The organism is Winkia neuii subsp. neuii DSM 8576 (genome assembly GCF_000420405.1).
In the GTDB taxonomy this organism is placed as follows: Bacteria; Actinomycetota; Actinomycetes; order Actinomycetales; family Actinomycetaceae; genus Winkia; species Winkia neuii.
The window spans coordinates 1-26,698 of record NZ_ATUW01000006.1 but is presented as its reverse complement, the minus strand read 5'-3'; the positions used below and the strand labels follow the sequence as shown (position 1 = coordinate 26,698).

Genomic DNA, 26,698 nt, shown 5'->3' with positions numbered 1-26,698 from the left:
GCCCTTAGCACAGCCACGCCAAGCAATCCCACAAAGCTCCGATACTGCCTTATCCAGGACAACAGAAGACTTCGGCGTATCCTGCAGGATTGCTTTTACCTGTTCCGGTGGGATCAGCTGCTCACCAGTTTGGGAGCGCCCAACAATCTTGTTATAAGTACCCATAATGTTCTTTTCTCCTTTTTATGTTCATGGGAAAACTCGTGTTTTAAACACGAAAGGCCACCCAGTTAGGCGGCCAAAACAGTTGACTAAAAAAATTTGCGATTATGAAAGGAAACAGACCTAGCGTGAACGCATAACGCCACCAAGGAAATCATCAGACACAGCCTTGCCGGCTTCTACCCCCTGGGTGGCAGAACGAGCCCGCACCGGGGTAACGGCCTTTAGGCGCTCAGCCAGGGTTTTAGCTCTTTCTTCGAAATCCTCACCCGCACCCAGTAAAGCCAGGTCTTCTTCGGAAAGCCCGTACTTAATAGCCGCGGCCATACGAGCCAGGCTCGCGTTAGCCTCATCGCGTTCCTTCTCGGCCCTCTGGAGGGCCTCAACGCGTTTTTGCTCCTCAGTTTTCTGAGACTCCAAATACTTATCGTACTCGGATGCTTTAGACGCTAGCGCCTTCTCGTTAGCCTCGTGCTTACGTGAGAGAGCCTTCCACTTTTTCGCCTCAGCCTGCCAATCCACCTCCTTGTCAGGAGCGGACTCGCCCTCAGCTACAGCCTTTGCGGGTTCTTCTTCAACCTCAGAGCTGGTCTTCGCCTCAGCCATAATAACTAACCTTTCCTCTCAAAAATGGTTTCCCATGTCGGGAGATAAAGCCCCATGCCGGGACCAATATTTCGGGTAAAACAAAACCCACCCAGGAAAACCCAGGCGGGCAAGAGTAACAAGTAGCCAGCTAAAGTAAGTGGGCTATACGTTCGTAGTCTGGGTGGCCCCCATGGTCAAAATTGCGAATCTCTTCATTGAAACGAGTGGCCACAATGCGATCAGGGTCATCTTGTGGCAGTCCCATCTCATCACACTCGCGTTCGACAGCTCTCAGAAGTTCTTCCGGGACCCTATAGCGCAACCAGTAAGCACCATCTATCGCGCAACACATAGCCTCCCAAAATTCACCGCTATACGCATTGCTACGAACCAGTTCACGCCATTCATCATCAAGATGTGGCCATAACGCATTGACAACGTGTTTCTCTGTAGGAACAGAATCAGGAAAACTCGGTATTTCAAGCATCACTCTGTTTTCCCTCCCCCTATTACAGAGACATCAAACAGTCTAGGAATTTTGTTCCCATCTCCGTCATTGTAGTACACGCCCCTGCCATTTATTGGCACAGTATGCCTGTAAAAGAGTCTTCCATCGTTCTCGTAGTAGGAAACTTCAACAATCACACCGTACAGCTCTCCAAGCACATCAGTCCGATCGCCCCTGTGTCTAATCGCCAAGGGGTTAGCTTTCACCCACTCAGTGGCATAGATTATGTCATCAACTGTCCATGAAGATGGGAATTCAGTCTTATATGGGGCTCCCGTGCCGAAAAGGTGCCCTGCGAGGTATTTGGGGCCGATTTTGCGCATTCTTACCTTGCCAAGGCAGTTTACATCGAAATCTTCTAAGGTCGGATGCAGACCCCTAGCATCTGGCGTAATGCCCGTCACTTTAAAGTCGGCAGGTAGCAAGGATGGCCCGAGCCTTCCCGTGCGGGTTGGGTCGTCTCTAATACCGTTATCTAACAGGTATTCAATAATGGCGGGGTCTTTACGGGCAGCAGCCCAGTCTTTGACAGTGCGTAAGTTGAACTTCTCGGTCAAATCCCACGCCCTGCGGGCAGCTGGCGGCACGTCGGCCTCGTGTAAGATTTCCACAGCCGAACATTTACAGTGCGCGTGGTAGCGACTCCCGCCCTGTGAGCGGGTAGCAGTAGTCTTATCCGTGTATACGGCCCCGCGTGAGGCCAGCATCAGACAGAACGGGCAAGCCCCCGCCTCAGGCACACGCGCCCATTTATTACCAGCCGCCTTAGCTGATAGTTTTACCGTGTTACGCACCCTGTTTAACACCAGGTCCGCGCAGATACCCGCAAAGCGTTTTTCTGCCTCATACTGGCCCTTCGAGGCGAGTACTTCCATTACTGTGCGTGCGTGAGCCCCTAGCAGCTGTTTGCCTTCCCGCTGCGGAATCACCAGCGCCAGGGAAGTGCCAGCGCCTTCTTCCGCGCGGTGAACACTAACATACCTGGCCCCTACATTATCCGCACTCTGGCATAAAGGCCCCTGCGAGAGTTCAACAAGCTGGTTAAACAGGTACTCGTCTAGTTCTTCCTTGTCTCCTGGGCGGGCCTGCCAGGCTTTTTTCGCTCCCTGGGTTGCCCGCGCGAAGAGGACTTCCATTAGGGCTTCCATCTCCAGGCGGGCACTACCGAAATAGCGGCCCTCAAAGGCCTTATACAAGTTCTCTAGTTCTGTCGAGGGATCGGCCATGCCTCCTCCTTACTTATTCGCCCCCAGGGCCCCTATCTACTCCCGCACCCGGCCGATTCAGCTGCCCGCCAGCAAGGGTTGCTAGCATTACCTGCTGGCGAGATATTTGCGCCTGGGCCTGTAAGAGCTGGTTAGTGGCGGCCTCGTCAAAACCGAGCTCATGGAAAGTAACCGGACTATTAGTCGGCAAAATCCCGGCCTGAACCTGTTTAACAACCGCGTCAGTAGTCGCCGCCTTAGTCGGGGTAGAAGCATCTTTCCACCGCACCGCCAACCTGTTATCAGGGAACATGCCCCCACCTAACGCAACAGCGGTAATAAGGGCCGCCTGCCAGGCCCGCCCAAAAGTACGCTGACGACGCTCAGCACGCTTTACATGCCTTGCCTCAGTAGCCCTAATCTGATCCGCTGAAGCCGGATTGTCTGTCACAAACCCCAAATAGGTCGGCGGCAGAGCGGCCTCGCCCGCAACCATTTGCGCATACATCTTGACCATCTCAATAAATGGTGCCGGACTAGAAGCCGCGAACTGGCCCAACTGAGGCACCGGATCATCCGGATCACCCGCACTGAACATCATCATATGACCCGCATACATTTTCAGGGCCTGCTCAGCCATCGACCTATCCGGACCAAACATGTCCTCACTCATGTTCAACACGTACCGTTGCGGGGCAGAAAAAAATTCTGAACCAATCTCCGCCCGCAAAAGAGTACGGATAGCAGCTTGCGTATAAGAAATAATCGGCTCAGTAATCTCCGAACGCCCCCACGGCTGCTGACCACTCAAAATAGGCCTGACCGTCCTCACCCTTCTTGCTTATGCCACGCTCGCGCAGCCGTGGAGCATGGTAGAAGCCGGCATGCCAGCGCCCCAAGTCTTGCGCGGCGTTTGAGGGCGTGGGTGCAACGAACATACTCGCGGTTATTACGGCCCAACTTTTCGGACATTATTTTCACCCCCCAACACACTTACGTCGACCCCATAGACGTCCGTCGTCTAGTGCGGTAGACACCAGCTGTGAAGCGGGCTCAAGTCATCAAGCGTCTCAAGCAGGCAGCTAAGGCAGCCAACCTCTCCTTTGAGGTTCGAGAAGGCACTCGCCAAACCCAGATAAAGGTTGGCTCCACCTCTAAGAGTCTTGGCCGCCATAACGAAATACCTGACATCGCTGCCCGCAAGTTCTTCGAACAGTACGCTCAAGAGCTAGGGAAAGAACAGTAGCGTTAAGGCGCACCTATACAGTAGAAGCTATACGGGTTGATAAGCCAAGATGCTGGGCCTTGCACTGTGAAGAGGCTGGGTGTTTTTCCCAGGTCCGGTCACTTGCCAGCGCTGAGGACGAGATGCGCGAAGCCATTAGTTTTCAAACCGGCTTGCCCGCATCTGCTATTGGCGTGGACGTGAAAGTGATACTCGATGAGGCTACAAGCGCAGAGATAGACGGGCTGGCACAGGCTAGAACCGCTGAGGCAGAGTTGCGAAAGGACGTGCAGGAGCGTTCTTCTAGGCTGGTCAAACAATTATCTAGCTCTTGGCCGTCCAGGCGCGACATAGCCTGCCTTATGGGATTGTCTCATCAGCGTGTGTCTCAGCTTGCCAACGCGTAGGCTGTGGTTAGACCGCATCTCTCCTCGCCTTTATTTTTGTGTGACCATGGTGCAAAGACCCGTCTTCCCCATCCTTCCTCACCACAAGATCATTTCTAAAGGCGTTGTGTACCAGGTACTCAAAGCTATCGATAGGAGTCGAAATGACTAACCGTGTTCGCGTCCAAGCTTCCCGCTTCAGTGGCGGATGGGAACTCGACCTCGGTGAAGGCCGGGTCACCCAAGCCCCCACCCTCGCGAAAGCTCGCAGTGAAATCATTGATTATCTTGACCTGTGGGAAGAAGGAGTAGACCACTCCGACTGGGACATTCAGATCACCCCTAACATCACCGGGGCCGTGAAGCCTTAGCAGCTCACGAGGCCGTCCGCGAAGCAGCCAAAGCACAAGAAGAAGCGGCAGCGCTCGCGGGCTGCGTTTACCCGCAAAGAAGCAGACGTATTCGTAGGGTTGAGGGGACGTGTGCGCTGTGGCAAAGTGACCCGGGTGATTCGCAGAGAGCTTCCTCTTCTGCTGCTACCGGTAACGGAGATGCTGAAGAACCTGTCAGTGGGTCAACGGATCCCGCTCCAGGAAATTACCAGCTCAAACGCAACGATAAAGTTCCCTTTCTTCTGCAAGGCATTTACAAATGGTGTGCCCAAGGCGAATCTTGGCTTCAACTAGTCGACGGGCCGGCAGGACCTCTGACTATCTAAGGGATCCTTCGCTAAGGTGACAAATAGCAAAGACAAAAAGCACCTGCAGTTCAAGGCGGAGTCATGCGTACATGGCAGTGGATGGGGAGCAAGGACTTTATTGCTACCCTTTACGATTCGCGAGACTACGGCGCCTCAACGTGATCCCTCCGCCGCGAGCACGGTTTGATAGCGTGTGAGCCTCACATCGAGAAGAAAGGGGTAACAATGACAGTTCATTATCTATCTCGCAAGCAATTTGCTGAGCGTATCGGCGTGGCCGTCGGTACACTCAGCCGCTACAAGCTACCCGCCCCGGACGTCATAGTCGGACCGCCCAGTAGACCAGTACAGGGGTGGACTGAAAAAACGATCGACGAATGGAATGCGGAGAGGCCACGCAGAAGACAAAAAAGCGCGTTATAACGTTATTTTGGTAACCTTCTTGGTTTTCTCGTGCCCTCCTGCGTGCCCTAACGTGCCCTTAGCACAGCCACACCACGCTGCCCACGCCTTTACCCCTGCCCATAAACGCCCCCTCCCGCTTGCTGGGTCTATTTTAGGTCTATTTAGATGCATATTAGCGGCTATAGACGCACATCAACGCACATTCGGCTTTCAGACTTTTCCGCACTATTCCAAGGGAAAACCCCGCCATTCCAACGGAAGGGCGGGGCACATGCGGAGAGTAAGGGATTCGAACCCTTGGTGCCATTGCTGACACAACGGTTTTCAAGACCGTCTCCTTCGGCCGCTCGGACAACTCTCCAAACGCGAAGCGCACCTATAAGTCTAACCAATTAACCCCCGCAGGGCGAAAATGAGCCACTCGCCCACCCCAACTTGCCCTAACACATACACTGGAGGTGCAGCCTTGCCGAATTTTAGGAGGGGTAATGTCACCGCAAACCGACATTTCAACAGAGCAAGTGCGTTCCCAAGTCGCGGCATTAGTTCAAGAACTTTTAGAAAAGGCCAAACTTTCCGAGGGCGATGCCCTAGTTGTAGGGTGTTCCTCTTCCGAAATTCTTGGAGGCAACATAGGCAAGGCTTCCTCCCCCGAAGTTGGCCAGGCCGTGTGGGCCGGAGTTACCGACGCCACCGAGGGAAGCGGTATCACTCCTATCGCCCAGTGCTGCGAGCACCTAAATCGTGCGCTGGTTGTGCCCGCCAGGCTCGCTAAGGCACGCGGCTTCGAGCGTGTCAACGCGGTACCCCAGCTTCACGCAGGCGGTTCTTTCTCCTGTGCCGCCTACGCCCAGATTCAAGATGCCTGGTTGGTGGAAGAGGTTTCCGTAGAGGCCGGGTTAGACATTGGCGACACCTTCATTGGCATGCACCTAAAACGTGTTGCCAGCCCGGTGCGTCTTGCCCGCACCGAGATCGGACATGCCCACGTTAGTGCGGCACGCACTCGTCCCAAATATGTTGGGGGCGAGCGCGCCCACTACGATCCTGCCCTAAAGTAGGTCACCAGGCGCCGGCCCCAACATTTCCCTGCGTCCTCCCGGGCACCTGCTTTCCCAGCGATTCCGGCCTGTCCAGTAGCCCCTGGTCGATGGCTTGAGCAAAAGCCGGACTGACTGGAACGCGCCCGGCTAACAGCGCCTGTACCGCATGGTATATGTCGGGCCTGCCCGGCCAAATACTAGTGGCTAACTGGTTGTTTTGATCTAGCTGGTGGTTCCACTTGCCGGGGGAAGCAATAACGTACTGGGCGGCATATTCCATCCACGTGCCGTAGCAGTGCTCGTAATGCTCGACCTTGCCCAAATCGGGTTCGCCTTCGCCATCTAGCTCAGCCCTGCGCAGCGCGACCGCAGCCCCTATAGCCTCGCAAACTACCCAGTGCATGCGATCGGCGATAACCACCTGCCCCCGCGCATCAGTGGTGTAAACAAAGCCGGGCTTGCCATTGCGGGCCCACCCGTCCTGGCCAGCCCTGTCGAACAGTGCTTGCGCCGACTGGCCCACCCAGTGGGGAACTTTCCGCCCGGCCCTGCGCAGGGCTCCGCCAGCCGCGATCAGCAGTTTGGCAAACTCCATCCCGTGCCCCGGCGTGCAACCGTAGGGGCGGAATTGGTCGGCGGGATTGTCCTGGTTGTAACCGAGTTGGCTCTGCCAATCGGACGAATAGTGCTCTGGAATCCGCCACCCGTTGCCCTGTGCGTTCACGCGCATCCGCTCAAGTATTGCCAGGGCCCGGTCGAGCCATTTAGTCTGTGCAGTTACGTCGGCACACGCCAAATATGCCTCACAGGTATGCATGTTCGCGTTCATGCCACGGTAGGAAGAGGTCGAAGAAAAATCGAGGCTGCGATCGTCCACCACCATTTGGTAGTGCCGATCCCACCAATGTTGATCCTGATCTGCCATCGCTTTGGAAAGTAGCTCCTGGGCGCCCGGCCGGTTAGCCACCGCCGCCGAGGCCGCGGCCAACAGCACAAAGGCGCTCGAATAGGCCATCTTATTTGCCGCTAAATTCACGCCATGGCCCTGTGCGTCCAACTTTGGGCTAATCTGGTCGAACCAGCCACCGTGTTCGTGGTCGTAGAACGCCAGGCTGAGCGAACGGATCCCGTGGTCCACCACGGGCCCGCAACCTGGAATGCCCATGAGCGTCCCCAGTGAATACACGTGCACCATCCGGCATGTAATGAACAGGGGCAGCGGATCGGCCGGGTCCACGTTGCCGTCCAAATCCATCTGCCCGAACCCTGCGGGTACCGCAGCGTTGCGCCCAAAATCGAGCAACGCCCTCATCTGTTCTGAAAGCCACCGATTGTGTTCCACTGAATTAAACCAACCCACAGCTACTCCTAATCCACGTCGTCGGGGAATACCACTTAAGGTTACAGTGCCGGGCTGGGTGGCGAAGTTACCTCAACAAAAGTTTCCCAACTAGGGCGGCCCCATTTTTAGTTACCGGCGGCAGTACCGCCTGCGCCACTGCTTTAGTTTGCTCGGAACCGTTTTCCATAGCCAGCCCCCAGTGGGCCCAGTCGACCATTGCCACGTCGTTAGAGCCGTCACCTACCGCCACAGTGTGGGCAGCGTCCACACCTAAAACTTTGGTCAGTTCCGCTAGTGCGGTTGCCTTCGTAGAAGACTGCGACACCACGTCAAGCCAAGCTGTCCAGCCGATGTCCCACTGCACCGTATCGATTCCCAGGCCGGCTACAATGCGTTTCAAATCCTCTGCGCTTAGCGAGGGCGCCCGCAAAATTATGCGCGTAACCTCGCGTTCGCGAAGCGCACTAAGGCCCACTACTTGCTGCTCGCCAATGAGCTCGCCCGCAGGGAAATGCTTTGACACCAAGAATCCGGAGCCCACGGCCTCCACCCCGATGTATGCGTCTGGGATCTGTTCCACCAAGCGATCGATGATAGGTGCGGGCGGGAAAGTAACTGTTTTTACGACCTCGTAAGAGATGGCCCCCGCCGTTTTGCCAGGCCCGGTGCGCAACGTTACTGCTCCGTTTGAACAAACTACGTAGCCGTGACGCAGCTGCAGCAAGGTGAGCACCCCCGCAACAGCGGGAATAGATCGGCCGGTGGCAATAACCACGTGTGCTCCGGCCCGGTCTAGCGCCCGCAGACTGTCCAGTACCGCCTGCGAGATTGAGCCGTCACGATTCAAAATAGTGCCGTCAATGTCGAAGGCAACCAGCATGCTGTTCGGTTCCACATCCCGCAACTCGGAGGGCACAATTAGCCTCTGGCCGGCACTATCCAGTGGGTGTTCCGGCGCGCCCCCAGCCACAACCCGCGGCAGGGGCGCCGTCTTCGATCCGCCATTGACGCGCAGATCCCCACCAAATTCGGGAGGTACGAACGTGCCCGTCACAGGCATGTTGTCCGAGGCCGAAAAGGTAAGCCCCTCTGCTGCCAACGTTCTGTAGAGCTTATGCATTCACCGGTTCCACGACCTCGCGCCCGCCTAAGTAAGAGCGCATGGCCTTGGGAATGTACAGCGAACCGTCTGCCTGCTGGTGATTTTCGAACAGGGCTACTAGCCAGCGGGTAGTTGCCAACGTACCGTTTAGCGTGGCAACCGGCCGGGTGACCTGCCGCCCGTCCTGCTCGATGCGTTCACGAATCCCTAGGCGGCGAGCCTGGAACTGGGTACAGTTCGAGGTCGAAGTGACCTCCATCCAGCGTTCTTGGGTGGGTAGCCACGCCTCGCAGTCGAACTTGCGTGCAGCTGAAGAACCTAGATCACCTGCGGCAGTGTCGATAATCCTGTAAGGCAGTTCCATCTTGGCAAGCATTTCCTGTTCCCACCCCAGCAGGCGCTGGTGTTCGGCCTCGGCCTCTTCGATGCGGCAGTAGCTGAACATTTCCACCTTGTTGAACTGGTGGACGCGGATTATGCCGCGCGTGTCGCGCCCGGCGGCGCCCGCTTCCCGCCGGTAACAGGTGGACCAGCCAGTGTAGCGCTTCGGCCCGTCCGACAGGTCCAGGATCTCGTTGGTGTGGTAGCCGGCGAGGGCTACCTCGGAGGTGCCGGTCAGGTATAGTTCGTCGGCGGGAAGGTAGTAGATTTCGTCGGCATGTGCGCCCAGAAAACCGGTGCCACCCATGGTTTGCGGGCTTACCATAGTGGGGGTGATCATCGGCGTGAAGCCTGCCGCCTCGGCCTGATCCCAGGCCATGGTTAGGAACGCCAATTCCATGCGCGCCCCGATCCCCTTCAGGTAGTAGAAGCGCGAACCGGAAACCTTTGCGCCCCGCTTCATATCTATCGCGTCGAGACCCTCGGCTACCGCCAAATGGTCTTTGGGTTCGAACCCTTCAGCGGCAAAATCGCGGCGAGTGCCCACGTGCTTGAGATCGGTAAAGTTTTCCTCGCCCCCGGTGGGAGCATCTGGACTTACGATGTTGTCGATTTGCATCGCAATGTCGTGGGCCTGCTGGGCGGCCTGGTCGGCCTGCGCTTCGAGTTCTTTTACGTGGGCCGCTAGCTCCTTGGCCTTAGCCAGGATTGCGGGACGTTCTTCGGGACTTGCTTTGCCAACCGACTTTGAAACAGACTTTTGCTCCGCACGGGCAGATTCAAAAGCGCTGAGCGCCTCGCGACGCTTGCGGTCTGCTGCTATGGCCTGGTCGATTAGTGCCGGATCTTCCCCACGAGCCTTCTGCGAGGCGTACCCGGGGGTGGGATCGGCTTCAAGTGCACGAAGATCAATCATGTACCAAGGATAACGCGATCAGTCGCTAGACTGTGAATCGATCCACACCCCGCCAGTTTTGCCTTGCTTAGATGAAGCCCTGATCGATCATGGCGTCGGCGACTCGCGTAAACCCTGCTATGTTGGCGCCCAACACGTAGTCGCCAGCAGCCCCGTAGTGGGCCGCTGTTTCAGCGCAATTGTCGTGAATGTTGGCCATAATGTCCGCAAGTTTGGCAGCCACCTGGTCGAAGGTCCACTTAGAACGGGAAGCATTTTGTTCCATTTCGAGGGCGGAGGTGGCCACCCCGCCCGCATTTGCCGCTTTGCCGGGCGCATAGAGCACGCCAGCCTGCTGGAACACCTCAATTGCTTCGGGGGTGCAGGGCATGTTTGCGCCCTCTGCCACGCACCTTACCCCACCCTTTACGAGGGTGCGGGCGTCGGAACCGTCGAGCTCATTTTGCGTAGCGCAGGGCAGTGCCACGTCAACCGGCACCTGCCAGGGTCGCCCCTCGCTGTGGTATGCCGCCCCGCCTTTGCGGTCTGCGTACTCTTTGATGCGGCCACGCTCTACTTCCTTGATCTGCTGTAGCAGAGCGACATCGATACCGGCCTCGTCGTAGACCCAGCCCGAAGAATCTGAAACCGTTACTACCTTGGCTCCTTGCATCTGCGCGTACTGGGCGGCGTAGATTGCTACGTTGCCCGAGCCGGAGATGGCGACTTTTTGCCCTTCCAGCTGCTGCCCCTTAGTGGCCAGCATGGATGCGGCAAACATGACGGTCCCGTAGCCGGTTGCCTCCGTCCGCCCCAAGGATCCACCCCAACCTAGTTTTTTCCCTGTGAGTACCCCGGCCTCGAAACGGTTGGTGAGCTTTTTATATTGGCCGAACAGGTAGCCGATTTCGCGTCCGCCTACCCCAATGTCACCGGCCGGCACGTCTGTAAATTGGCCAATGTGGCGATAAAGTTCGCCCATGAAGGACTGGCAAAAGCGCATTACCTCGTTGTCGCTTCGCCCGTGCGGGTCAAAATCGGAGCCGCCTTTGCCTCCCCCGATGCCGAGGCCAGTTAGGGAGTTTTTGAAAATCTGTTCAAATCCCAAGAACTTGATTATGTTTCGGTTTACACTCTGGTGGAAGCGCAGCCCTCCCTTGTATGGGCCTAGCGCCGAGTTGAACTCGACGCGGTAGCCGCGGTTGACCTGGCAGGTGCCGTTGTCGTCAATCCAGGGGACGCGGAAGATTATTTGCCTCTCTGGTTCTACCAGCCGTTCTAAAAGGGCGTGCTCAGTGTATTCTGGGTGTTCGTTCAGCACGGGCCCAATAGAGTGCAAGAATTCTGCCACTGCCTGGTGAAATTCCGGTTCTGCGGGGTTGCGCCGCAAGACATCCTGATAGACGGCTTCTGCTGCTGTATGCATAGTCTTCCTTCCTTGGACACCCTTGGCTTTACCCATACTTTACGGATCCATTAGGTGTACTGTAGTTATTTTTACATTGGACGCCTTAGAGGTAAAAATTAATAAAGAACTACCCAATTTTGGATGCGTTTACTTCTCGGCGCGCATACCGACGGGCCGCTGCTAGCCCTAGAGCCCACACTCCCGCCACGATCAGCACGGCCCCTACCCCCGACACCACGCAGCTAAATGCAGTTAGCGAGGGCGCAAGCAGAACTAGGGCCACAATGTTTATTACCGCCAGCACAATAGCGAGCAGGAAAAACACGCGCCCTTCGCGGTGGCCTTCGTGCCAGATGCGCTCGTCAGCTTTGAGCTCGCGCACGGGCAGCCCAAATGGGTGGCCCAGCCTAAAATTTTGCCTACCTGGCGCAAGTACCAAGAACAGACAGTAGAGCGCTTGTAGCGTCAAAATAACCGTAAAGAGGGCGGAAATCGCAATAGGCATGCACTCACGCTACCATCGTTGGCCCCGAGCAGAGCCCGGGGCCAACCGGCCTAGTCAAACAGTTTCGATAGCACTTGGTTGGAAGCTTCGGTGAGCTCCTGCAGATCGAGGGCAATAACGGAGCGATCCCCCGCGGGGGCGGACTCCTCAAAATCAGCCGGCTCCCCCTCGGAAGAGCGCGTGAACGTAACCAGATCCCCGGCGGTAGTACCGATGCGAGCGCAAGCCACGCCCTCGGCCTCAGCGGCTGCGCCAACTAGCGACACCGCCGCCTCGGGCACAACCACCAGCGCACGCGCCTGCGATTCCGAGAACAGGCGGACTGTGTCATCTTGCCCTTCGAAGCCGACGCGGGCCAAATCGATGTTCGCCCCAACGCCGAAGCGGGCTGCCCCCTCGACTACGGCTGCGGCAAGTCCGCCGGTGGAAAGGTCGTGGGCGGCCTCCAGCACCTGCCGCCCATCTACCTGGGCTTCGGCCAAGGCCAAAAGCACGCGCCCCAGGGCCATTTCTGCTTGGAAATCGACCTTAGGGGGTAGCCCACCCAAGTGGGAGTGCACCTCGCGGGCCCAAGCGGACCCATCCAGTTCGTCGTTGGTTTGCCCCAGCAGCAAAATTGCTAGCCCCGGTTTACGCCACCCGGAGGGGATCGCCTTAGTCACGTCGTCAATCAACCCCAACATGCCCACCACCGGGGTGGGGTTGATAGACGAATCAATCTGACCTTTTTGGGTACCAGAGGAGTTGTACAGTGACACGTTCCCCCCGGTAACCGGAGTGCCGAGCACCTTGCAGCCATCGGCCATGCCGGTCATAGCAGTGACCAGTTGCCACATAGCATCGGGGTCTTCCGGGTTGCCGAAGTTCAGGCAGTCGGTAATAGCCATGGGCTTAGCCCCCACCGTGCACACGTTGCGGTAGGCCTCAGCCAGGGCCTGCTGCGCCCCAGCGTAGGGATCCAACTTGGTGTACCAGCCGTTGGCGTCCGTAGAGATTGCGACACCCCGGTTCGATTCTTCGCTGACTCGAATAACCCCTGCGTCGTCCGGTTGCGCGAGGGCCGTATTTCCCCGCACGTAGCGATCGTACTGTTTAGTAACCCATGCCTTCGAGGCACCATTTGGGCTGAGCACGATCTTTTGCAACTGCTCTTTCAGCACCGCCGAAGCAGCGGAGCGTTCCAACTTATCCGAGCTGTCCTTCTGAAGCGCGTCTTGCCAGGCCGGCCGCGCGTAAGGGCGGTCGCATACGGGCCCGTCGTGAGCGACGGTCTTGGGATCTACGTCGACAATACGTTCGCCGAAATGGTCAATGGTCAGCCGGCCGTCGCCCGTCACCTCACCGATCACAGACGCTTCCACGTCCCACTTGTCGATTACGTCCATGAACGCGTCGATCTTGTCCGCGGACACGACCGCCATCATGCGCTCCTGCGATTCCGACATTAGGATTTCGCCTGCCGTGAGCGTGGGGTCGCGCAGCAACACATTTTCGAGGTCGACGTGCATCCCGGAGTTGCCGTTGGAAGCAAGTTCCGAGGTGGCACAGGAAATGCCGGCCGCACCCAGATCTTGGATTCCTTCAACTAGGTCCGCTGCGAAGAGTTCCAAGCAGCACTCGATCAGCACCTTCTCCATGAAGGGGTCGCCCACCTGGACCGAAGGACGCTTGGCCGGCATGCCGTGATCGAAGGTCTCGGAAGCCAAGATCGAGGCACCGCCAATGCCGTCCCCACCGGTACGGGCCCCAAAGAGCACCACCTTGTTACCTACGCCCTCGGCGTTAGCTAGGTGGATGTCCTCGTGGCGCAAAACCCCCACACAGAGAGCGTTCACTAGAGGATTGCCCTGGTAGGAGGGATCAAATTCTGTCTCGCCACCAATGTTGGGCAGGCCTAAACAGTTTCCGTACCCTCCGACTCCTGCCACGACCCCATGCACGACCCGGGCGGTGTCCGGGTGAGTGGGGGCACCGAAACGCAGCTGGTCCATGACGGCTACCGGACGCGCTCCCATCGCAATAATGTCGCGGACAATGCCGCCTACGCCAGTGGCTGCCCCCTGGTAGGGCTCCACGAACGAAGGGTGGTTGTGCGATTCCACCTTGAAGGTTACCGCCATCCCGTCGCCCACATCCACAACGCCGGCATTTTGGCCCATGCCTACCAGCAGGCGCTCTTTCATCTGGGCGGTGGTCTTCCCTCCGAACTGTTCGCCCAAGTGCTTCTTAGAGGACTTGTAACTGCAGTGCTCGGACCACATGACCGAATACATGGCCAGTTCCGCGTTAGTAGGACGGCGCCCGAGTAGCCTCTTGATATCTGCATACTCGTCGTCTTTGAGGCCCAGCTCGGCGTACGGCATGGGGGTATCGGGGCTTGCCGCCGCGTCCGCAACCGTGTCGGGGTGCTCTGTTGCCGGTTTGTTGCTCATCGCTTCTCCGTCTCGTTTCTGAGCTTGGGTGAGGTTTTTCATAAGTGCCTTTAGCCAGGAAAATCTAGCCACAAAAATTCTGTTTTATCCACAACTAGGAGCAGGTAATCCACAGTTATCCCCAGTTTTCCAGGGGATAAGAACGCAAATCGAATCAGCCTCAAGTTTCACTTGAAAGTTGACTTTTTCGCAGAACTGTGCGGTTACCACATTAAGCTCCGTTTAGTTGCAGTTTAGTTCACTAAAGTTATCCACAGGTTTTGTCCACAGGGTTGTGCACAGGTAACGAAACCGCTGCAGAGCCTGTGGGAAAGTTGGGGATAATCAAGAAAGCAGCGATTCGAGGACGGATTTAAACAATCCGAGCCCATCGGTGCCTCCATGCGGTCCGGCTTCAGACTCGGGACCAAAGCCCTGCTCCACCGCATGCTCTGGGTGGGGCATGAGCCCAACCACATTGCCGGCCTCGTTACAGACTCCAGCAATGTCGTTCATAGACCCGTTCGGATTCACCTCGAGGTAGCGGAACACCACCTGGCCCTGCCCCTCGAGCCTTTCCAAGCCCTCCGGATCAAGTTGGAAGTTGCCCTCGCCATTCTTCAAAGGAATGGTGATGGTATCGCCCTGGGAAAATTCGCGAGTCCACACCGTAGAAGCATTTTGCACGAGCAATTTTTGGTCGCGGCAGATAAAACGCTGGTGATCGTTGCGGATAAGGGCCCCGGGTAGCAAATGCGCTTCACACAACACCTGGAAGCCGTTGCAAATACCCAGCACCGGCAAACCTTTCTTAGCTTCGTCAACCACCTGGCTCATAACCGGCGCAAATGACGAAATAGCCCCACAGCGCAAGTAATCGCCGTAAGAAAACCCACCGGGTAAAATAACCGCGTCAACCCCGTGCAAATCGGCATCCTTATGCCAAAGACGGACCGGTTCGGCGCCTGCCAAGCGCACCGCCCTGCGCGCGTCCCCGTCGTCGAGCGTGCCGGGGAAAGTTACCACACCAATGCGTGCCACTATTCCTCCACTGCTTCTACGCGGACTACGTTCTCGATGATCGGGTTGGACAGCAGTTCCTCGGCTGCCTTGCGGGCGGCATCCAACTCCGCCTGCCCCACTTCGCCCTCGGTGGTCAGTTCGAAGCGCTTGCCCTGGCGAACGGCGCTAAAAGAATCGATGCCAACGCGGGGCAACGCCCCTAAGATGGCTTTCCCTTGCGGATCAAGAATTTCGGGTTTGGGCATGATGTCGACGACGATGCGTCCCATGGCTCCTCCAAGAAGGGGTTGGTTTGGACTTTTCTAAGTTTACTAAGGAACTGGGTAGCAACAGCTACCCAGTTCCTTAGGCGGTAAACGTTCTTCCAGTCAAAGTTTCGTAGGCTTCGACATAGCGGGCGCGCGTGGCGAGGGCGACCTCTTGCGGAAGCGCGGGAGGCTGCTTGCCCGAGGCACGGTCCCAACCGGATTCAGGTCCGGTCAACCAGTCGCGCACGTACTGCTTGTCGAAGCTCGGGGTAACTTGCCCCTCCTGCCACTTATCCACCGGCCAGAAGCGAGAGGAATCGGGGGTTAGCACTTCGTCAGCCAGAATGAGCTTGCCGGCTTGATCTGTGCCGAACTCAAACTTTGTGTCGGCAATGATTATTCCCTTTTGCCGGGCTATGGCCGCTGCCTTGTTATAGATCGCTAGAGTTTGTTCCCTAAGAGCACTGGCGGCTTCCTTGCCTACCAACTGCTCCGTTGCAGCAAATGAAATGTTTTCGTCGTGTTCGCCAAATTCTGCCTTAGCGGCTGGGGTGTAAATAGCCTCCGGCAGCTTGGATGCCTCAGTGAGCCCCGCCGGCAATCGCACCCCGCACACTGAGGCGGACTGTTTGTATTCAACGAGTCCAGAACCGGTCAAGTATCCGCGGGCCACACACTCTATGGGATACATTCGCAATCGCTTTACCACCATCGCTCGGCCCGCAACCTGACTGGGCACCTCCGCATCGGCAAGCACATGATTGTCGGTCAGATCAGCCAGTTGCTCGAACCACCACAGCGACAGCTGAGTGAGAACTTTGCCCTTGTCGGGAATTTCCGTTGGCAAAATGTAGTCGTAGGCACTAATTCGGTCAGAGGCAACGACTAGAATTCGATCCTGCTGGCCTGAGTTGGGAATGTAGAGATCGCGAACTTTACCGCTGGACAGATGCTTCCAGCCGGGAATTTCTGGTTGGCTCATAGACCCAATAATGTCACCTGAGCCGACCTACTCAAAGTTCACTAGATATTCTGGACCCCTCAAGCGGGTGGCGCAGACACAAGTAAATGGGAATTGCCACCACTGCAGCCGCCCCTATAGCGAAAATAGCAAACGGTTTCGATCCAATAACGCCCATTGAATAAAGCACGCTTATAACCCACCCGGCGCTAATTACCGAAGCGGACGCTCCCAAAAAAGGCGGCAGCAACCGGCGCAACCTAGCACTGCCCCTGTAGGCAAGAGTCAAAGCGATACCCACAGCTGCAAAAATCAGGCAGATAGCGCCCTCAATCCAATAACTTTGCGAACCCGAAACGTGTATTGAAGAGGCCGCAATCCCCCAGCTGAAAGGGACAATTTGGGGGAGAGATTTGCCTACGAACAGCCGGAAAGCGTACGTGCACAGTGCGGGAAAAAGAAGGAGTAGGCAAGCAAATAGTAGCTCCGGCCGATTCCACCACCGTTCCTGGATTCGCCAGTTAGATGTGGGCCTGCCTGTTGCCTGAATGTTAGCCACGCTTTTACCTCCCGCCTTTGGGTTATCGCAACCATTGTGCCATCTAGTTTTGGTTTTCGTGGCCGATCTAGGAAAAAAGACCTAGTATTCGTCGGGATAGTCTTCCAGATCGTCCTGGTCGAATAGTTCGTCGCGCTGAATCAGCACGTCGCGCGGGGCATCGATGCCGATGCGCACTGCGTCGCGGTGGGCTTCAACCACCGTCACTGTTATGGAATCGCCTATGGCAATCTTCTGGCCTGGGCGTCGCGTTAGGACAAGCATTTCCACCACCGGGAGGTAAACGGGTACTTCGCCTAAGGCTATCCCTGAAACTAATTATGAGCACGCCCTCATATGCGACAGGCAATGAGCGCGGCCCACAACGCGGCGTTAGCGGGGGCATTGTCGAGCACTGCCACGGGCACCGCATCTTGGGCGTGGGAAAGCGGGTGCTGCGCATCCCACACCCCGCTCAGAACCAGTGCGTCCGCCTCAATTTTGGCGGGCAGCCGGCCCACCCACGTCTGCAAATCTGGCTGGGACGCATCACCTACGGCCCAGGTGAAAACTGGTTTGGCGGCCTCTAATAGGCGTTGGGCGGTGCGCTGGTGTGAGGGTACGGCCGAGTCGATTACGGCAAGCACAGTGGTGGCGTGCTCACAGCGAGCTTTTTCCAAGTCCGCTGCCGTGCGCACACGCTCGCCGGTGCCGGGCAGCAAGGTCTTCGCTCCGGCCAACAACACCTGACTATCCCCTTCGATCCTGTGGGCGAGGCGAGAGGCCCATTCGCGGACGAATTCCGCATCACCGGTCTGCCCAATTACCACTTGCACTTCACCCGGGGTGGGTTCCGGCGAGGGCGGAACCGGCAGTGACGTTGCTACCTCAGCAATCGTTTTGCCACTGAAAGTTGCCTGCAGACCTAAACTCGCAGTGTCCTGGGCGGAAAGGACACGCCCAAAGTCAGGAAGCTGCTGAACGGTTGCCCCCACCGGCTTCGGTCTATAAGCCTGGATCGGTCCGATGCGTACCGGTTCGGCCGGAGCCTCGATGCCGCGCTCGCTTCGAGCACGAACCTGCGCCAGCATCTGGTCGATACCGGCGTGCACCTGGCGTTCGGCATCCTCGCGCCGCGCCTCAAACTCGCGGCGCGTCTGCGCCACGAAGGCGGCTAGGTCGGCCTCGTCTTGTTCTAAGCTCACGCTTTTGCCTTTGCAATGTCGCTGCGGTAGTGCCCTTGCGGCAAAGAAATTTTTTCCATGCCGGCGTAGGCGCGCGCCCTCGCAGCAGCGACGCCCTGCCCCAGCCCTACTACTGCCAACACGCGGCCCCCGCTGGAAACTAGCGACTCGCCCTCACGGGCAGTACCGGCGTGAATTACGTGTACCCCAGCCAATTGTTCGGCCTGGTCAATACCGGTTATTTCATCGCCTTTGCGAGCCTTCTTCGGGTATCCCGCAGAAGCCAGAACCACGCACACCGCAGCCTGTTCGTCCCAGGCGAGCGGCCCAAAACCAGCTAGCTTGCCGGTAGCCGCGGCCTCCAGCAACTGCCCCAGGGGCGAGCGCAGCCTCGCGAGCACAACCTGGGTTTCTGGATCGCCAAAGCGGACATTGAACTCAACTACGCGCAGCCCCTTCGAAGTGAGCGCCAGCCCACAGTAAAGCAGGCCGGTAAAGGGGGTTCCCCGCCTGGCCATCTGCTGCACAGTGGGAAGGGCCACCTGCGCGACAACCTGTTCGGCAATGTCGGCGGGAGCCCACGGCAGGGGCGAGTAGGCACCCATGCCACCGGTATTCGGCCCTTTGTCGCCGTCCAGAGCCCGCTTGAAATCTTGTGCCGGCGCCAGAGGCACCACAGTTTTCCCGTCGCATACACAAAATAGTGAAACCTCGGGGCCGTCCAAGAATTCTTCGACAATCAGCTTGCCTCCGCGGGCGAAAATGTCGGCCCCATGCTGGCGCGCCTGAGCCAGGTCGTCAGTCACCACAACGCCCTTACCCGCTGCCAGCCCATCCTCTTTCACTACGTAGGGGGCCCCAAATTCGGCGAGGGCATCGTCCAATTCGCCCTGGTTGTGGCAGGTAAGTGCACGCGCGGTAGGTACCCCCGCCTGTTGCATTACCTCTTTGGCGAAGGCCTTAGATCCTTCCAACTGGGCGGCAGCTGCCGAGGGCCCAAAGCAGGCTATTCCGGCCGCGCGCACTGCGTCAGCAACCCCGGCCACCAGTGGCGCCTCGGGGCCAACCACAACCAAGTCCACCCCTAAGCGTTTAGCGGCTTGCGCCACCTGCTCGCCGTCCTGCCCATTTCCGGGCACTAGCTGGGCCACGGTTGCAATGCCCGGGTTGCCCGGCATTGCGTAAAGGTCGGTTACCTGCGGATCTGCGTTTAGCGCCAGGGCGAGGGCGTGTTCGCGCCCGCCCGTTCCAATTAGTAGGATCTTCACGGCACAACCTTACCGCAGAATTTTTACAGGTCTTTAGCTACCAGCTCCGCAATCTGGATTGCGTTCAAGGCAGCACCTTTGCGCAAGTTGTCCGAAGCAATGACCATGACTAGGCCGCGTTCTTCCGGCACGGAGTAATCCTGGCGGATCCTCCCCACCAACGAGGGATCCTGGCCCGCAGCCTGAAGCGGGCTGGGCACGTCGACTAGGCGCACTCCCGGGGCTGCCTGCAGCAGTTCGGTTGCCTTTGCCACGGACAGCTTCTGGGCAAATTCGGCATGCACCACAAGCGTGTGGGAAGTAAGTACCGGGACCCGGATGCAAGTGCCGGCCACGGGCAGGTCCGCAATCTCAAGAATCTTCCTGGATTCGTTGCGCAGCTTTTGTTCCTCGTCAGTTTCGCCGGTACCGTCGTCAACCAAGTTGCCCGCGAGTGCCACCACGTTGAACGCGATTGGGCTGACGTAGGGGCCGAGCTCGCAGCCAAAGTCGACTGCGCCGCCGTCTGTAACTAGAGCTTCGGGGGATTGTTGTAGTGCCTTTTGGGTTTGTTCCAGAAGCGTTTTTACCCCGGCACGGCCCGAACCGGACACGGCCTGGTAGGTTGCCACCTTTAGGCGGGTGAGCCCGGCGTAGTCGTGAAGTGGTTTGAGGGCGGGCATGGCCGCCATGGTGGTGCAGTTCGGATTGGCGATTATTCCCTTGGGGCGGTTCGGAATCTGATGGGGGTTTACCTCGGATACCACTAGCGGCACCTGCGGATCTTTGCGCCAAGCAGAGGAGTTGTCCACTACTACGGCTCCCGCCTTAACGAACCTGGGGGCGTACTCGCGCGAGACGGCTCCCCCCGCACTAAAGATCGCCAAGTCTATGCCCGCAAGGTCGGCTGTGGCTACGTCCTCGACAACTATGTTCTTGCCGGCGTATTCGAGTTGCCTGCCCGCACTGCGCGCCGAAGCAAAAAAGCGCACCGCTGTGGCCGGGAAGGAACGCTCCTGCAAAATAGTGCGCATGACGCGGCCAACTTGGCCGGTTGCTCCTACAACACCTAGGGTTAGGCTCATCGTCCACTACCTCCATAGACAACCGCTTCAGTTTCGGAAGCGTCCAGGCCGAAGGCGGTGTGAACTGCCCGGACGGCGTCGTCTAACTCGTCCAAATTAGTTACCACCGAAATACGAATTTCGGAGGTAGAGATCATCTCGATATTGATGCCGGCCTCAGAAAGGGCCCCAAACAGTTTCGCAGAAACCCCGGGATTGGTGCGCATACCGGCACCAACCAGCGAAAGGATACCGATTTCGCGGTTATCCAACAGTTCCCTGTAGCTAAGTTCGTCCTTCGCGTCGGAAATTGCCTGCAGGGTACGGCGGGCGTCGGCCTCGGGAAGAGTAAAAGAAACGTTCGCCCTCCCCTGCTCTGAAATCCCCACGTTCTGCACAATCATGTCGATATTGGCACCCACCGAGGCAACAATTTCAAAGAGCTTCGCTGCCGCCCCCGGCCTGTCGGGAAGCCCCACCACAGTGATCTTCTCTTGCGAACGGTCGTGCGCAATGCCACTAATAATAGGTGCTTCCACGGAATACTCCTTACTGCTTGGAAGAGCTACCTGCGGGACTATTCCCCGCAACGTCTGCTTTGCCGGCCCGTCAGAAATCCAGGTTCCTTCCTTATCCGAAAAGGAAGAGCGCACGTGCAAAGGCACGCGGTAGCGGCGGGCAAATTCAACCGCCCGCAAGTGCAACACCTTGGCGCCGTGCGCGGCCAGCTCTAAAGTCTCCTCGAAATCTGCCCTGTGAAGTTGGTGGGCGGCGGGCACCACCCTGGGGTCGGCGCTGAACAGGCCATCCACATCAGTGTAGATTTCACAAACGTCGGCGTTTAGCGCCTGGGCGAGGGCGACGGCGGTAGTATCCGAACCGCCCCGGCCCAGCGTGGTTACGTCGTCAAAATCGTTGATGCCCTGAAAACCTGCAACAACAGCCACGTGCCCGTCTTTGATAGAGCGGGCGATACGCTCCGGGATGAGGGCGGTGATCGAAGCCCGCCCGTACTTTGCGTCAGTGTGAATGCCAGCTTGGGGGCCCGTAAAAGCGCTAGCTGGGATGCCGGCCTCGGTGATGGCCATAGCCAAAAGGGCCATGGAAATGCGTTCGCCAGCGGTCAGTAAAATGTCCATCTCGCGCTGCGAGGGGGAGGCGGCCAATTGCCCTGCCAAATCCAACAGGTCGTCCGTAGTGTCGCCCATCGCCGAGACCACGACCACCACCTGGTGGCCGGCCTTTGCCGTAGCTACAACACGCTTAGCCACACGTTTTATTGCCTGGGCGTCAGAAACGGACGAGCCCCCATATTTCTGGACAATCAGCGCCACTTGAATTCCCCCGTGCAAGCTGGGACAGCCTAAGCCGGCTGTTATGCGATTGACCTAACCTTACGGCTTGCCACAAAAATGGCAAAATTACGCCAATATTATGAGATCACAGCGCTATAGCATGTCCACCATGTCGGCGATCGAATCGAACACTTTAGTGGGGCGGTAAGGGTATTTGAAGATCTCCTCGCGCTCGGTGGAACCGGTGAGCACCAAGTAGGTGCGCAAGCCCGCCTCAATCCCGGCTTGCACGTCAGTGTCCATGCGGTCGCCAACGAAGGCCGTGGTCTCGGAGTGCGCCCCCAACTTGTTGAGCCCCGCCCTAATCATTACCGGGTTCGGTTTGCCAACGAAGTAGGGTTTGTGGCCGGTGACCGCCTGAATCATGGCCGCAACCGCACCGTTGGCCGGCAAAATACCGTTTTCAGAAGGACCAGAAACGTCGGGATTAGTGGCAATAAATTTGGCGCCCTGCTGAATTAGGCGACATGCCTGGGTAATCACTTCAAAAGAATAGGTGCGCGTTTCGCCCAGCACCACGTATTCCGGGTTGCGGTCGGTCATCACATAGCCGGCCTCGTACAGGGCGGTGGTAAGGCCCGCCTCGCCGATTACGAACGCGGTAGACCTAGGCGACTGCTGAGTTAGGAACGAGGCCGTAGCCAGGGCCGAGGTCCAAATGTTTTGTTCCGGCACATCCAGCCCGGAGTTGGCCAGACGGGCAGACAAATCCCTGGGAGTAAAGATCGAGTTGTTAGTCAAAACCAAAAAGGGCTTCTGCTCTTCCTTGAGCTTTTCGATGAATTCGGCTGCACCAGCCAAAGCCGTGTTCTCGTGGACCAGAACCCCATCCATATCCGAAAGCCACGCCTTGGGTTCAGGTAGTTCAGAAACCGGCACAATAGAGTCGAAATCAACCACGGTAAAATCCTTCCCTTACAGTGACTATAAGTCTACCTGTTTTATACCTGGCGACGACCCTCTAAAGCCCTACCCAAAGTAATTTCATCTGCATATTCAAGGTCCCCACCGACAGGCAAGCCCGAAGCTAAACGGGTGACCTTTAACCCTAGCGTCGACAGGGTGCGCGCCAGGAACGTGGCGGTGGCTTCGCCCTCAATGTTAGGGTCGGTAGCCAAAATGACCTCTTGAACCTGGCCCGCGCCTAAACGCGTGAGCAATTCGCGGATGCGGAGCTGATCAGGGCCCACCCCGTTTAGCGGGTCTATAGCTCCCCCGAGGACGTGGTAGAGGCCCCGGTAGGAGCGGGTGCGTTCGATAACCCCAATGTCTTTAGCCTCTTCCACTACGCAGATCAAAGAACCGTCACGGCGAGGGTCGGTGCAGATCTGGCATTCCTCGCCCTCGGAAATATTGCCGCAGGTGTTGCAAAAACGCACCGAAGACTTGACCTTTGAAATTGTGGAGGTGAGTAACTCCACGTCCTGCGAATCCATTTCGAGGATATGGAAAGCCAACCGTTCGGCGGACTTGGGGCCAATTCCAGGTAGGCGGCCAAGTTCGTCAATCAAATCTTGCAGGGCACCTTCGTACACAGTTATTCCTTAATATCTGAAACGACGCGGGCACCCAGAATATCCTCGACGGCAGCCAGCCCCACCACCCCCGTGTCTTCGGCTTCGGGATCGTCTGGGCTGACATTGTCGTCGACGTCTTCGGGCTGGGAAACCGTACGGTTGTGGTTTTGTGCCAGAGTCTGCTCAATAATCTGGCGAGCTCCCTGGTGGGTGGGCACGGGATCAGGAGCAAATTCGGCGACCGGCGGTGGGGCGGGCACCCCGGCAGGAGCTGACTCGCCAGCGAATTCCCTCTCGCGGCCCGCTGGGTGTTCGGGGCTAGGCTTATGCAACGGTGTCACGTTCGAAACCGCCTCCGGCGGCTGCAAGGCGGGCGGGGTAGCTATCGGCCCCCACGCGTCATCGGGTTCGGCAAAGGACGCCGGAGCTGGGGCCGGAACCGGCCCTGAAGTCGATTCAGGTAGCCCGTTTTCGCCCTCGCTATAGGCTGGGCTGGAATCTGCGTGACTATCTAATTGCTGGGGCCCGCTAGGCCGGTCGCCCTCCGAGTCGTCGCCGGAAGCCGGTTCAGAGATAGGCCCCCACCCGGAATCGCCATTACCACCATGGTGTTGGCTATGAGCTGGGCCTACAGGCATATTTTGAGCCACCCCGTTAGACCTTTGTGGGCCGTCCTGGGGCGGAGCTGTAGGCGCCGGCGGATTCGGCTCGTCTGCGCTGAGGGCAACCACCCGCAGCTTGACCCCCAACACCTGGTAGAGCGCATTCTCTAGGGCCTGGGCGTGAGTACCCGAATTGAAGCCCTGAGCCATGCCGACGCTTTGATACCTGAGAGTGAGCTGACCATTGGCTACAGTGCCTAACTGAGCCTGCGTGAGCCGCCCCCAGGTGGAGCGGGCATGATTTTGCGCTAAGAACTCGGTTACCTCCTGCCAGCGGTTGCGAATAGTTTCGGAAAGGTCGCCGTCTGTGCGCCCAGCAGTAGCGGCAGGTTGGTTCGCCGGGGCAGGTGCAGCAGGCACATCCGAGGGCTGCGACTTACCACTTTGCGGTTCCTGGGCCTGCTGAGGCTGAACGTTCTTAGTTTGCCGAGCCTGCTGGGGCTGGGCTGCCTGAGACTTTTTAGCCCGCTCAGAGTGAGCTGCCTGCGCTTCTTGGGCCTGCGGCGATTTTTGCGGATGCGTCTGTTGGTCACGCTGAGGAGGCTGCTGGCCACCCTGAGGGCGCTCCTGCGCCCGCGCGCCGCTTACACCCTCAGGTGCAACCCCATTCTTGGCGGGTTCGTGAACGTGCTCGGTGGGCGCTACAGAACGCGACTGCGCGCTAGGATCGGCAGCTTCGGCCTCGCGAGCCTCAGGACCTGCCTGAGCCGAAGCGCCCCGCTTCTTGGAAAGCATCTGCCGCACGGCCGCAGCAGAATCAGGCATGTTCTGCGGAGCCTGTGCCTGCTGGGAGGGCGCTGTTTGGGGAGCGCTCTGCTGGGCCGGCAACAACAGCTTTGCTACGAGCAGTTCCAGCTGAAGACGCGGGCTAATAGCCCCAGACATGGCCGAGAGCGCATCGTTAGTAAGATCGGCTGAGCGGGAAAGATCCGCAGCCCCCATGACGCGAGCCTGAGTTTGCATCTGCTCGAGCTCAGCCTGTGGGATACCCTGCAAGGCCTCGATTGCGCCCCCATTTGAAACCGCAATAACTAGCAGATCGCGCAGACGCTGCAACAAATCTTCGACGAAGCGGCGCGGATCGTGGCCCGATTCGATGATGCGTTCAACGATCCGGAAAGCACCTGCCCCATCGCGCCCGGCGAGCGCATCGACAGTTTGCGAAAGTAAAGTCGAATCCGTGTACCCAAGCAGGTGAACAGCCATGTCGTAGGCGAGCACGTTAGTGTCGCAGCCTGCCATGAGCTGATCCAACACCCCAAGGGTGTCGCGCACAGACCCCCCGCCAGCCCGCATAACTAGGTTCAGCACACCGTCTTCGGGATCTATCCCCTCTTTGGTGCAAATATCGGCCAAAAACCCACGCATCACCTCGGGAGGCACCAGACGGAACGGATAGTGGTGGGTGCGCGAGCGGATAGTAGAAATAACCTTTTCAGGCTCCGTAGTAGCAAAGATGAACTTCACATGCTCCGGGGGCTCCTCGACCAGCTTGAGCAGCGCATTAAAACCAGCCGAGGTAACCATGTGCGCCTCGTCCAGAATAAAAATTTTGAAACGATCGCGCACCGGAGCGAAAGCCGCCCGCTCACGAAGTTCACGCGCATCGTCGACACCATTGTGAGAAGCAGCGTCAATCTCGACTACATCGAGTGAGCCCGGGCCCCCGGTGGCCAGTTCCCTGCACGAGTCGCACTCGCCACACGGGGTGTCCGTAGGGTACTGAGCGCAATTCAAACAGCGGGCCAAAATGCGTGCCGAAGTAGTCTTTCCGCACCCGCGCGGACCCGAGAATAGGTAGGCGTGCGTAACTTTTTGGGCGCGCAAGGCGGCCATTAGCGGCTTAGTAACGTGCTCTTGCCCGATCACCTCTGCGAAAGTGTCGGGCCGGTAACGGCGATAAAGGGCTGTGCTCACGTCCTCTACTTTAGAGGGCGTAGCCGACATTTGATACTTGGGCATGCCAACAGCGGACACCGCCTCGGCAGAAGCCACCTACCCGCAGAGGGAACTGCCCAGTAGCAGTAAAGGATCCCCCACGCACCCGGCAGAGCTACCCTATCCTTGCTGCCTTCCGGCCCTGGGGAGGTTCAGGTGATACCGTCGCGTGAGGGATCGGCTCTAGTGTACACGGCAGCACCGCAATGGTGGAACCGCAGTAGCCCCCAGCCAGCGTGAAATGATGCATATACGCCATAAATGCGCCGCTAAGACGCATTTGTGGCGCACCTCCCAGCCGCCTGGTTTTACTACTCCCAGAGTTTTAAGTACACTTGTTGAAGCGCGTTTGCGTATCTGGAGGATTCGCATAGTGGCCTAGTGCGCACGCTTGGAAAGCGTGTTGGGTGAAAGCCCTCGGGGGTTCGAATCCCCCATCCTCCGCGTTCGCCCCGCTGTTCCGTTGGAATGGCGGGGTTTTTCGTTGCTAGGACGCGGGAAAAGCTCGGTTGGCAATGTTAGTAAGTGTTGCTAAGTGTAGGGATGTGTGAGTATGTTAAGGGCACGTTAGGGCACGCAGGAGGCACGAAAAATGAGCCGCGCATCATGGGGAAAAGTCCGCAAGCTACCATCAGGAAATTTTCAAGCATCGTATATTGCAGAGGGTGGAAGGCGAGTAAACGCGCCAGCAACTT

General features: G+C 57.9%; 27 protein-coding genes, 2 tRNA genes and 1 other RNA gene. 6 read left to right on the top strand and 24 right to left on the bottom strand.

From position 1 onward, the window contains the following. Positions 1-285 precede the first annotated feature (285 nt). The 4 genes from G437_RS0106650 to G437_RS0106635 form a co-directional block, all read right to left on the bottom strand. On the bottom strand, positions 286-768 hold the full coding sequence (locus G437_RS0106650; protein ID WP_024331788.1) for a hypothetical protein: 483 nt from the start codon (positions 766-768) through the stop codon (positions 286-288). A gap of 130 nt (positions 769-898) precedes the next feature. Then, positions 899-1,240, bottom strand: coding sequence for a hypothetical protein (locus G437_RS11335; RefSeq protein ID WP_141739473.1), 342 nt, complete (start codon positions 1,238-1,240; stop codon positions 899-901). After that, positions 1,237-2,484, bottom strand: coding sequence for a VG15 protein (locus G437_RS10945; protein WP_024331786.1), 1,248 nt, complete (start codon positions 2,482-2,484; stop codon positions 1,237-1,239). The genes G437_RS11335 and G437_RS10945 overlap by 4 nt, the downstream gene beginning before the upstream one ends. A 13-nt stretch (positions 2,485-2,497) precedes the next feature. Continuing rightward, positions 2,498-3,295: a phage portal protein gene (locus G437_RS0106635; RefSeq protein ID WP_024331785.1), complete on the bottom strand. Its 798-nt coding sequence runs from the start codon at positions 3,293-3,295 to the stop codon at positions 2,498-2,500. Positions 3,296-3,505: 210 nt separating this feature from the next. Between G437_RS0106635 and G437_RS0106630 the strand changes: the two genes are divergently transcribed. From G437_RS0106630 to G437_RS0106620, 3 genes are all read left to right on the top strand, one after another. After that, positions 3,506-3,709, top strand: coding sequence for a hypothetical protein (locus tag G437_RS0106630; RefSeq protein ID WP_024331784.1), 204 nt, complete (start codon positions 3,506-3,508; stop codon positions 3,707-3,709). Positions 3,710-3,831: 122 nt separating this feature from the next. Continuing rightward, positions 3,832-4,095: a hypothetical protein gene (locus tag G437_RS0106625; RefSeq protein WP_024331783.1), complete on the top strand. Its 264-nt coding sequence runs from the start codon at positions 3,832-3,834 to the stop codon at positions 4,093-4,095. 143 nt (positions 4,096-4,238) lie between these two features. Further along, on the top strand, positions 4,239-4,445 hold the full coding sequence (locus tag G437_RS0106620) for a hypothetical protein (protein ID WP_024331782.1): 207 nt from the start codon (positions 4,239-4,241) through the stop codon (positions 4,443-4,445). A gap of 1,008 nt (positions 4,446-5,453) precedes the next feature. Here G437_RS0106620 and G437_RS0106605 read toward each other — a convergent pair. Beyond that, positions 5,454-5,540, bottom strand: a tRNA-Ser gene (locus tag G437_RS0106605). A gap of 127 nt (positions 5,541-5,667) precedes the next feature. Between G437_RS0106605 and G437_RS0106600 the strand changes: the two genes are divergently transcribed. Further along, the gene (locus tag G437_RS0106600) at positions 5,668-6,240 is read left to right on the top strand and encodes a TIGR01440 family protein (RefSeq protein ID WP_024331779.1); all 573 of its coding nucleotides are present in this window, start codon (positions 5,668-5,670) and stop codon (positions 6,238-6,240) included. Between the two features lies 1 nt (position 6,241). On the opposite strand, the gene G437_RS0106595 is transcribed toward G437_RS0106600, so the two are convergent. The 19 genes from G437_RS0106595 to ffs form a co-directional block, all read right to left on the bottom strand. Next, a complete protein-coding gene (locus G437_RS0106595; protein WP_024331778.1) occupies positions 6,242-7,582 on the bottom strand; it encodes an AGE family epimerase/isomerase in 1,341 nt (446 codons plus the stop codon). 67 nt (positions 7,583-7,649) lie between these two features. Further along, positions 7,650-8,684, bottom strand: a complete 1,035-nt coding sequence (locus G437_RS0106590; RefSeq protein ID WP_024331777.1) for an HAD family hydrolase — start codon at positions 8,682-8,684, stop codon at positions 7,650-7,652. Next, on the bottom strand, positions 8,677-9,963 hold the full coding sequence (gene serS, locus G437_RS0106585) for a serine--tRNA ligase (protein ID WP_024331776.1): 1,287 nt from the start codon (positions 9,961-9,963) through the stop codon (positions 8,677-8,679). The genes G437_RS0106590 and serS overlap by 8 nt, the downstream gene beginning before the upstream one ends. A 67-nt stretch (positions 9,964-10,030) precedes the next feature. Continuing rightward, positions 10,031-11,368, bottom strand: coding sequence for an NADP-specific glutamate dehydrogenase (gene gdhA, locus G437_RS0106580; RefSeq protein ID WP_024331775.1), 1,338 nt, complete (start codon positions 11,366-11,368; stop codon positions 10,031-10,033). A 109-nt stretch (positions 11,369-11,477) separates the two neighbouring features. Beyond that, entirely contained in the window at positions 11,478-11,855 is a 378-nt protein-coding gene (locus tag G437_RS0106575; protein WP_024331774.1) for a hypothetical protein, read from the bottom strand. Positions 11,856-11,905: 50 nt separating this feature from the next. Then, entirely contained in the window at positions 11,906-14,287 is a 2,382-nt protein-coding gene (gene purL, locus G437_RS0106570; RefSeq protein ID WP_024331773.1) for a phosphoribosylformylglycinamidine synthase subunit PurL, read from the bottom strand. A 324-nt stretch (positions 14,288-14,611) separates the two neighbouring features. After that, positions 14,612-15,307, bottom strand: a complete 696-nt coding sequence (gene purQ, locus G437_RS0106565) for a phosphoribosylformylglycinamidine synthase subunit PurQ (protein ID WP_024331772.1) — start codon at positions 15,305-15,307, stop codon at positions 14,612-14,614. Next, positions 15,307-15,558 (bottom strand): phosphoribosylformylglycinamidine synthase subunit PurS, encoded by a 252-nt coding sequence (locus G437_RS0106560; RefSeq protein ID WP_024331771.1) that lies wholly within the window; start codon positions 15,556-15,558, stop codon positions 15,307-15,309. The genes purQ and G437_RS0106560 overlap by 1 nt, the downstream gene beginning before the upstream one ends. Before the next feature lie 76 nt (positions 15,559-15,634). Then, entirely contained in the window at positions 15,635-16,519 is an 885-nt protein-coding gene (locus G437_RS0106555; protein WP_024331770.1) for a phosphoribosylaminoimidazolesuccinocarboxamide synthase, read from the bottom strand. Positions 16,520-16,550: 31 nt separating this feature from the next. After that, positions 16,551-17,057, bottom strand: coding sequence for a hypothetical protein (locus G437_RS0106550; protein ID WP_024331769.1), 507 nt, complete (start codon positions 17,055-17,057; stop codon positions 16,551-16,553). Between the two features lie 81 nt (positions 17,058-17,138). Then, on the bottom strand, positions 17,139-17,321 hold the full coding sequence (locus tag G437_RS0106545) for a carbon storage regulator (protein ID WP_024331768.1): 183 nt from the start codon (positions 17,319-17,321) through the stop codon (positions 17,139-17,141). Positions 17,322-17,389: 68 nt separating this feature from the next. Beyond that, entirely contained in the window at positions 17,390-18,241 is an 852-nt protein-coding gene (locus G437_RS0106540) for a hypothetical protein (protein ID WP_024331767.1), read from the bottom strand. Beyond that, complete coding sequence (gene purD, locus G437_RS0106535) at positions 18,238-19,488, bottom strand: phosphoribosylamine--glycine ligase (protein WP_024331766.1); 1,251 nt, start codon at positions 19,486-19,488, stop codon at positions 18,238-18,240. Before purD ends, G437_RS0106540 begins: the two co-directional genes overlap by 4 nt. A 23-nt stretch (positions 19,489-19,511) precedes the next feature. Further along, a complete protein-coding gene (locus G437_RS0106530) occupies positions 19,512-20,552 on the bottom strand; it encodes an aspartate-semialdehyde dehydrogenase (RefSeq protein ID WP_024331765.1) in 1,041 nt (346 codons plus the stop codon). Continuing rightward, the gene (locus tag G437_RS0106525; RefSeq protein WP_024331764.1) at positions 20,549-21,865 is read right to left on the bottom strand and encodes an aspartate kinase; all 1,317 of its coding nucleotides are present in this window, start codon (positions 21,863-21,865) and stop codon (positions 20,549-20,551) included. Before G437_RS0106525 ends, G437_RS0106530 begins: the two co-directional genes overlap by 4 nt. A 114-nt stretch (positions 21,866-21,979) precedes the next feature. After that, positions 21,980-22,720, bottom strand: coding sequence for an HAD-IIA family hydrolase (locus tag G437_RS0106520; RefSeq protein ID WP_231782302.1), 741 nt, complete (start codon positions 22,718-22,720; stop codon positions 21,980-21,982). Between the two features lie 107 nt (positions 22,721-22,827). Continuing rightward, positions 22,828-23,421: a recombination mediator RecR gene (recR, locus tag G437_RS0106515; RefSeq protein ID WP_024331762.1), complete on the bottom strand. Its 594-nt coding sequence runs from the start codon at positions 23,419-23,421 to the stop codon at positions 22,828-22,830. 2 nt (positions 23,422-23,423) lie between these two features. Next, a complete protein-coding gene (locus tag G437_RS0106510; RefSeq protein WP_024331761.1) occupies positions 23,424-25,982 on the bottom strand; it encodes a DNA polymerase III subunit gamma and tau in 2,559 nt (852 codons plus the stop codon). Positions 25,983-26,089: 107 nt separating this feature from the next. Next, positions 26,090-26,185, bottom strand: an RNA gene (gene ffs, locus G437_RS11195) — signal recognition particle sRNA small type. Positions 26,186-26,362: 177 nt separating this feature from the next. On the opposite strand from ffs, the gene G437_RS0106505 reads away from it, so the two are divergent. Together G437_RS0106505 and G437_RS11685 are read left to right on the top strand one after the other, a co-directional pair. Then, positions 26,363-26,447 (top strand) — tRNA-Ser (locus G437_RS0106505). Between the two features lie 148 nt (positions 26,448-26,595). Continuing rightward, positions 26,596-26,698 (top strand): hypothetical protein (locus G437_RS11685; protein ID WP_483050718.1); only part of this gene is annotated, 103 nt, incomplete at its 3' end.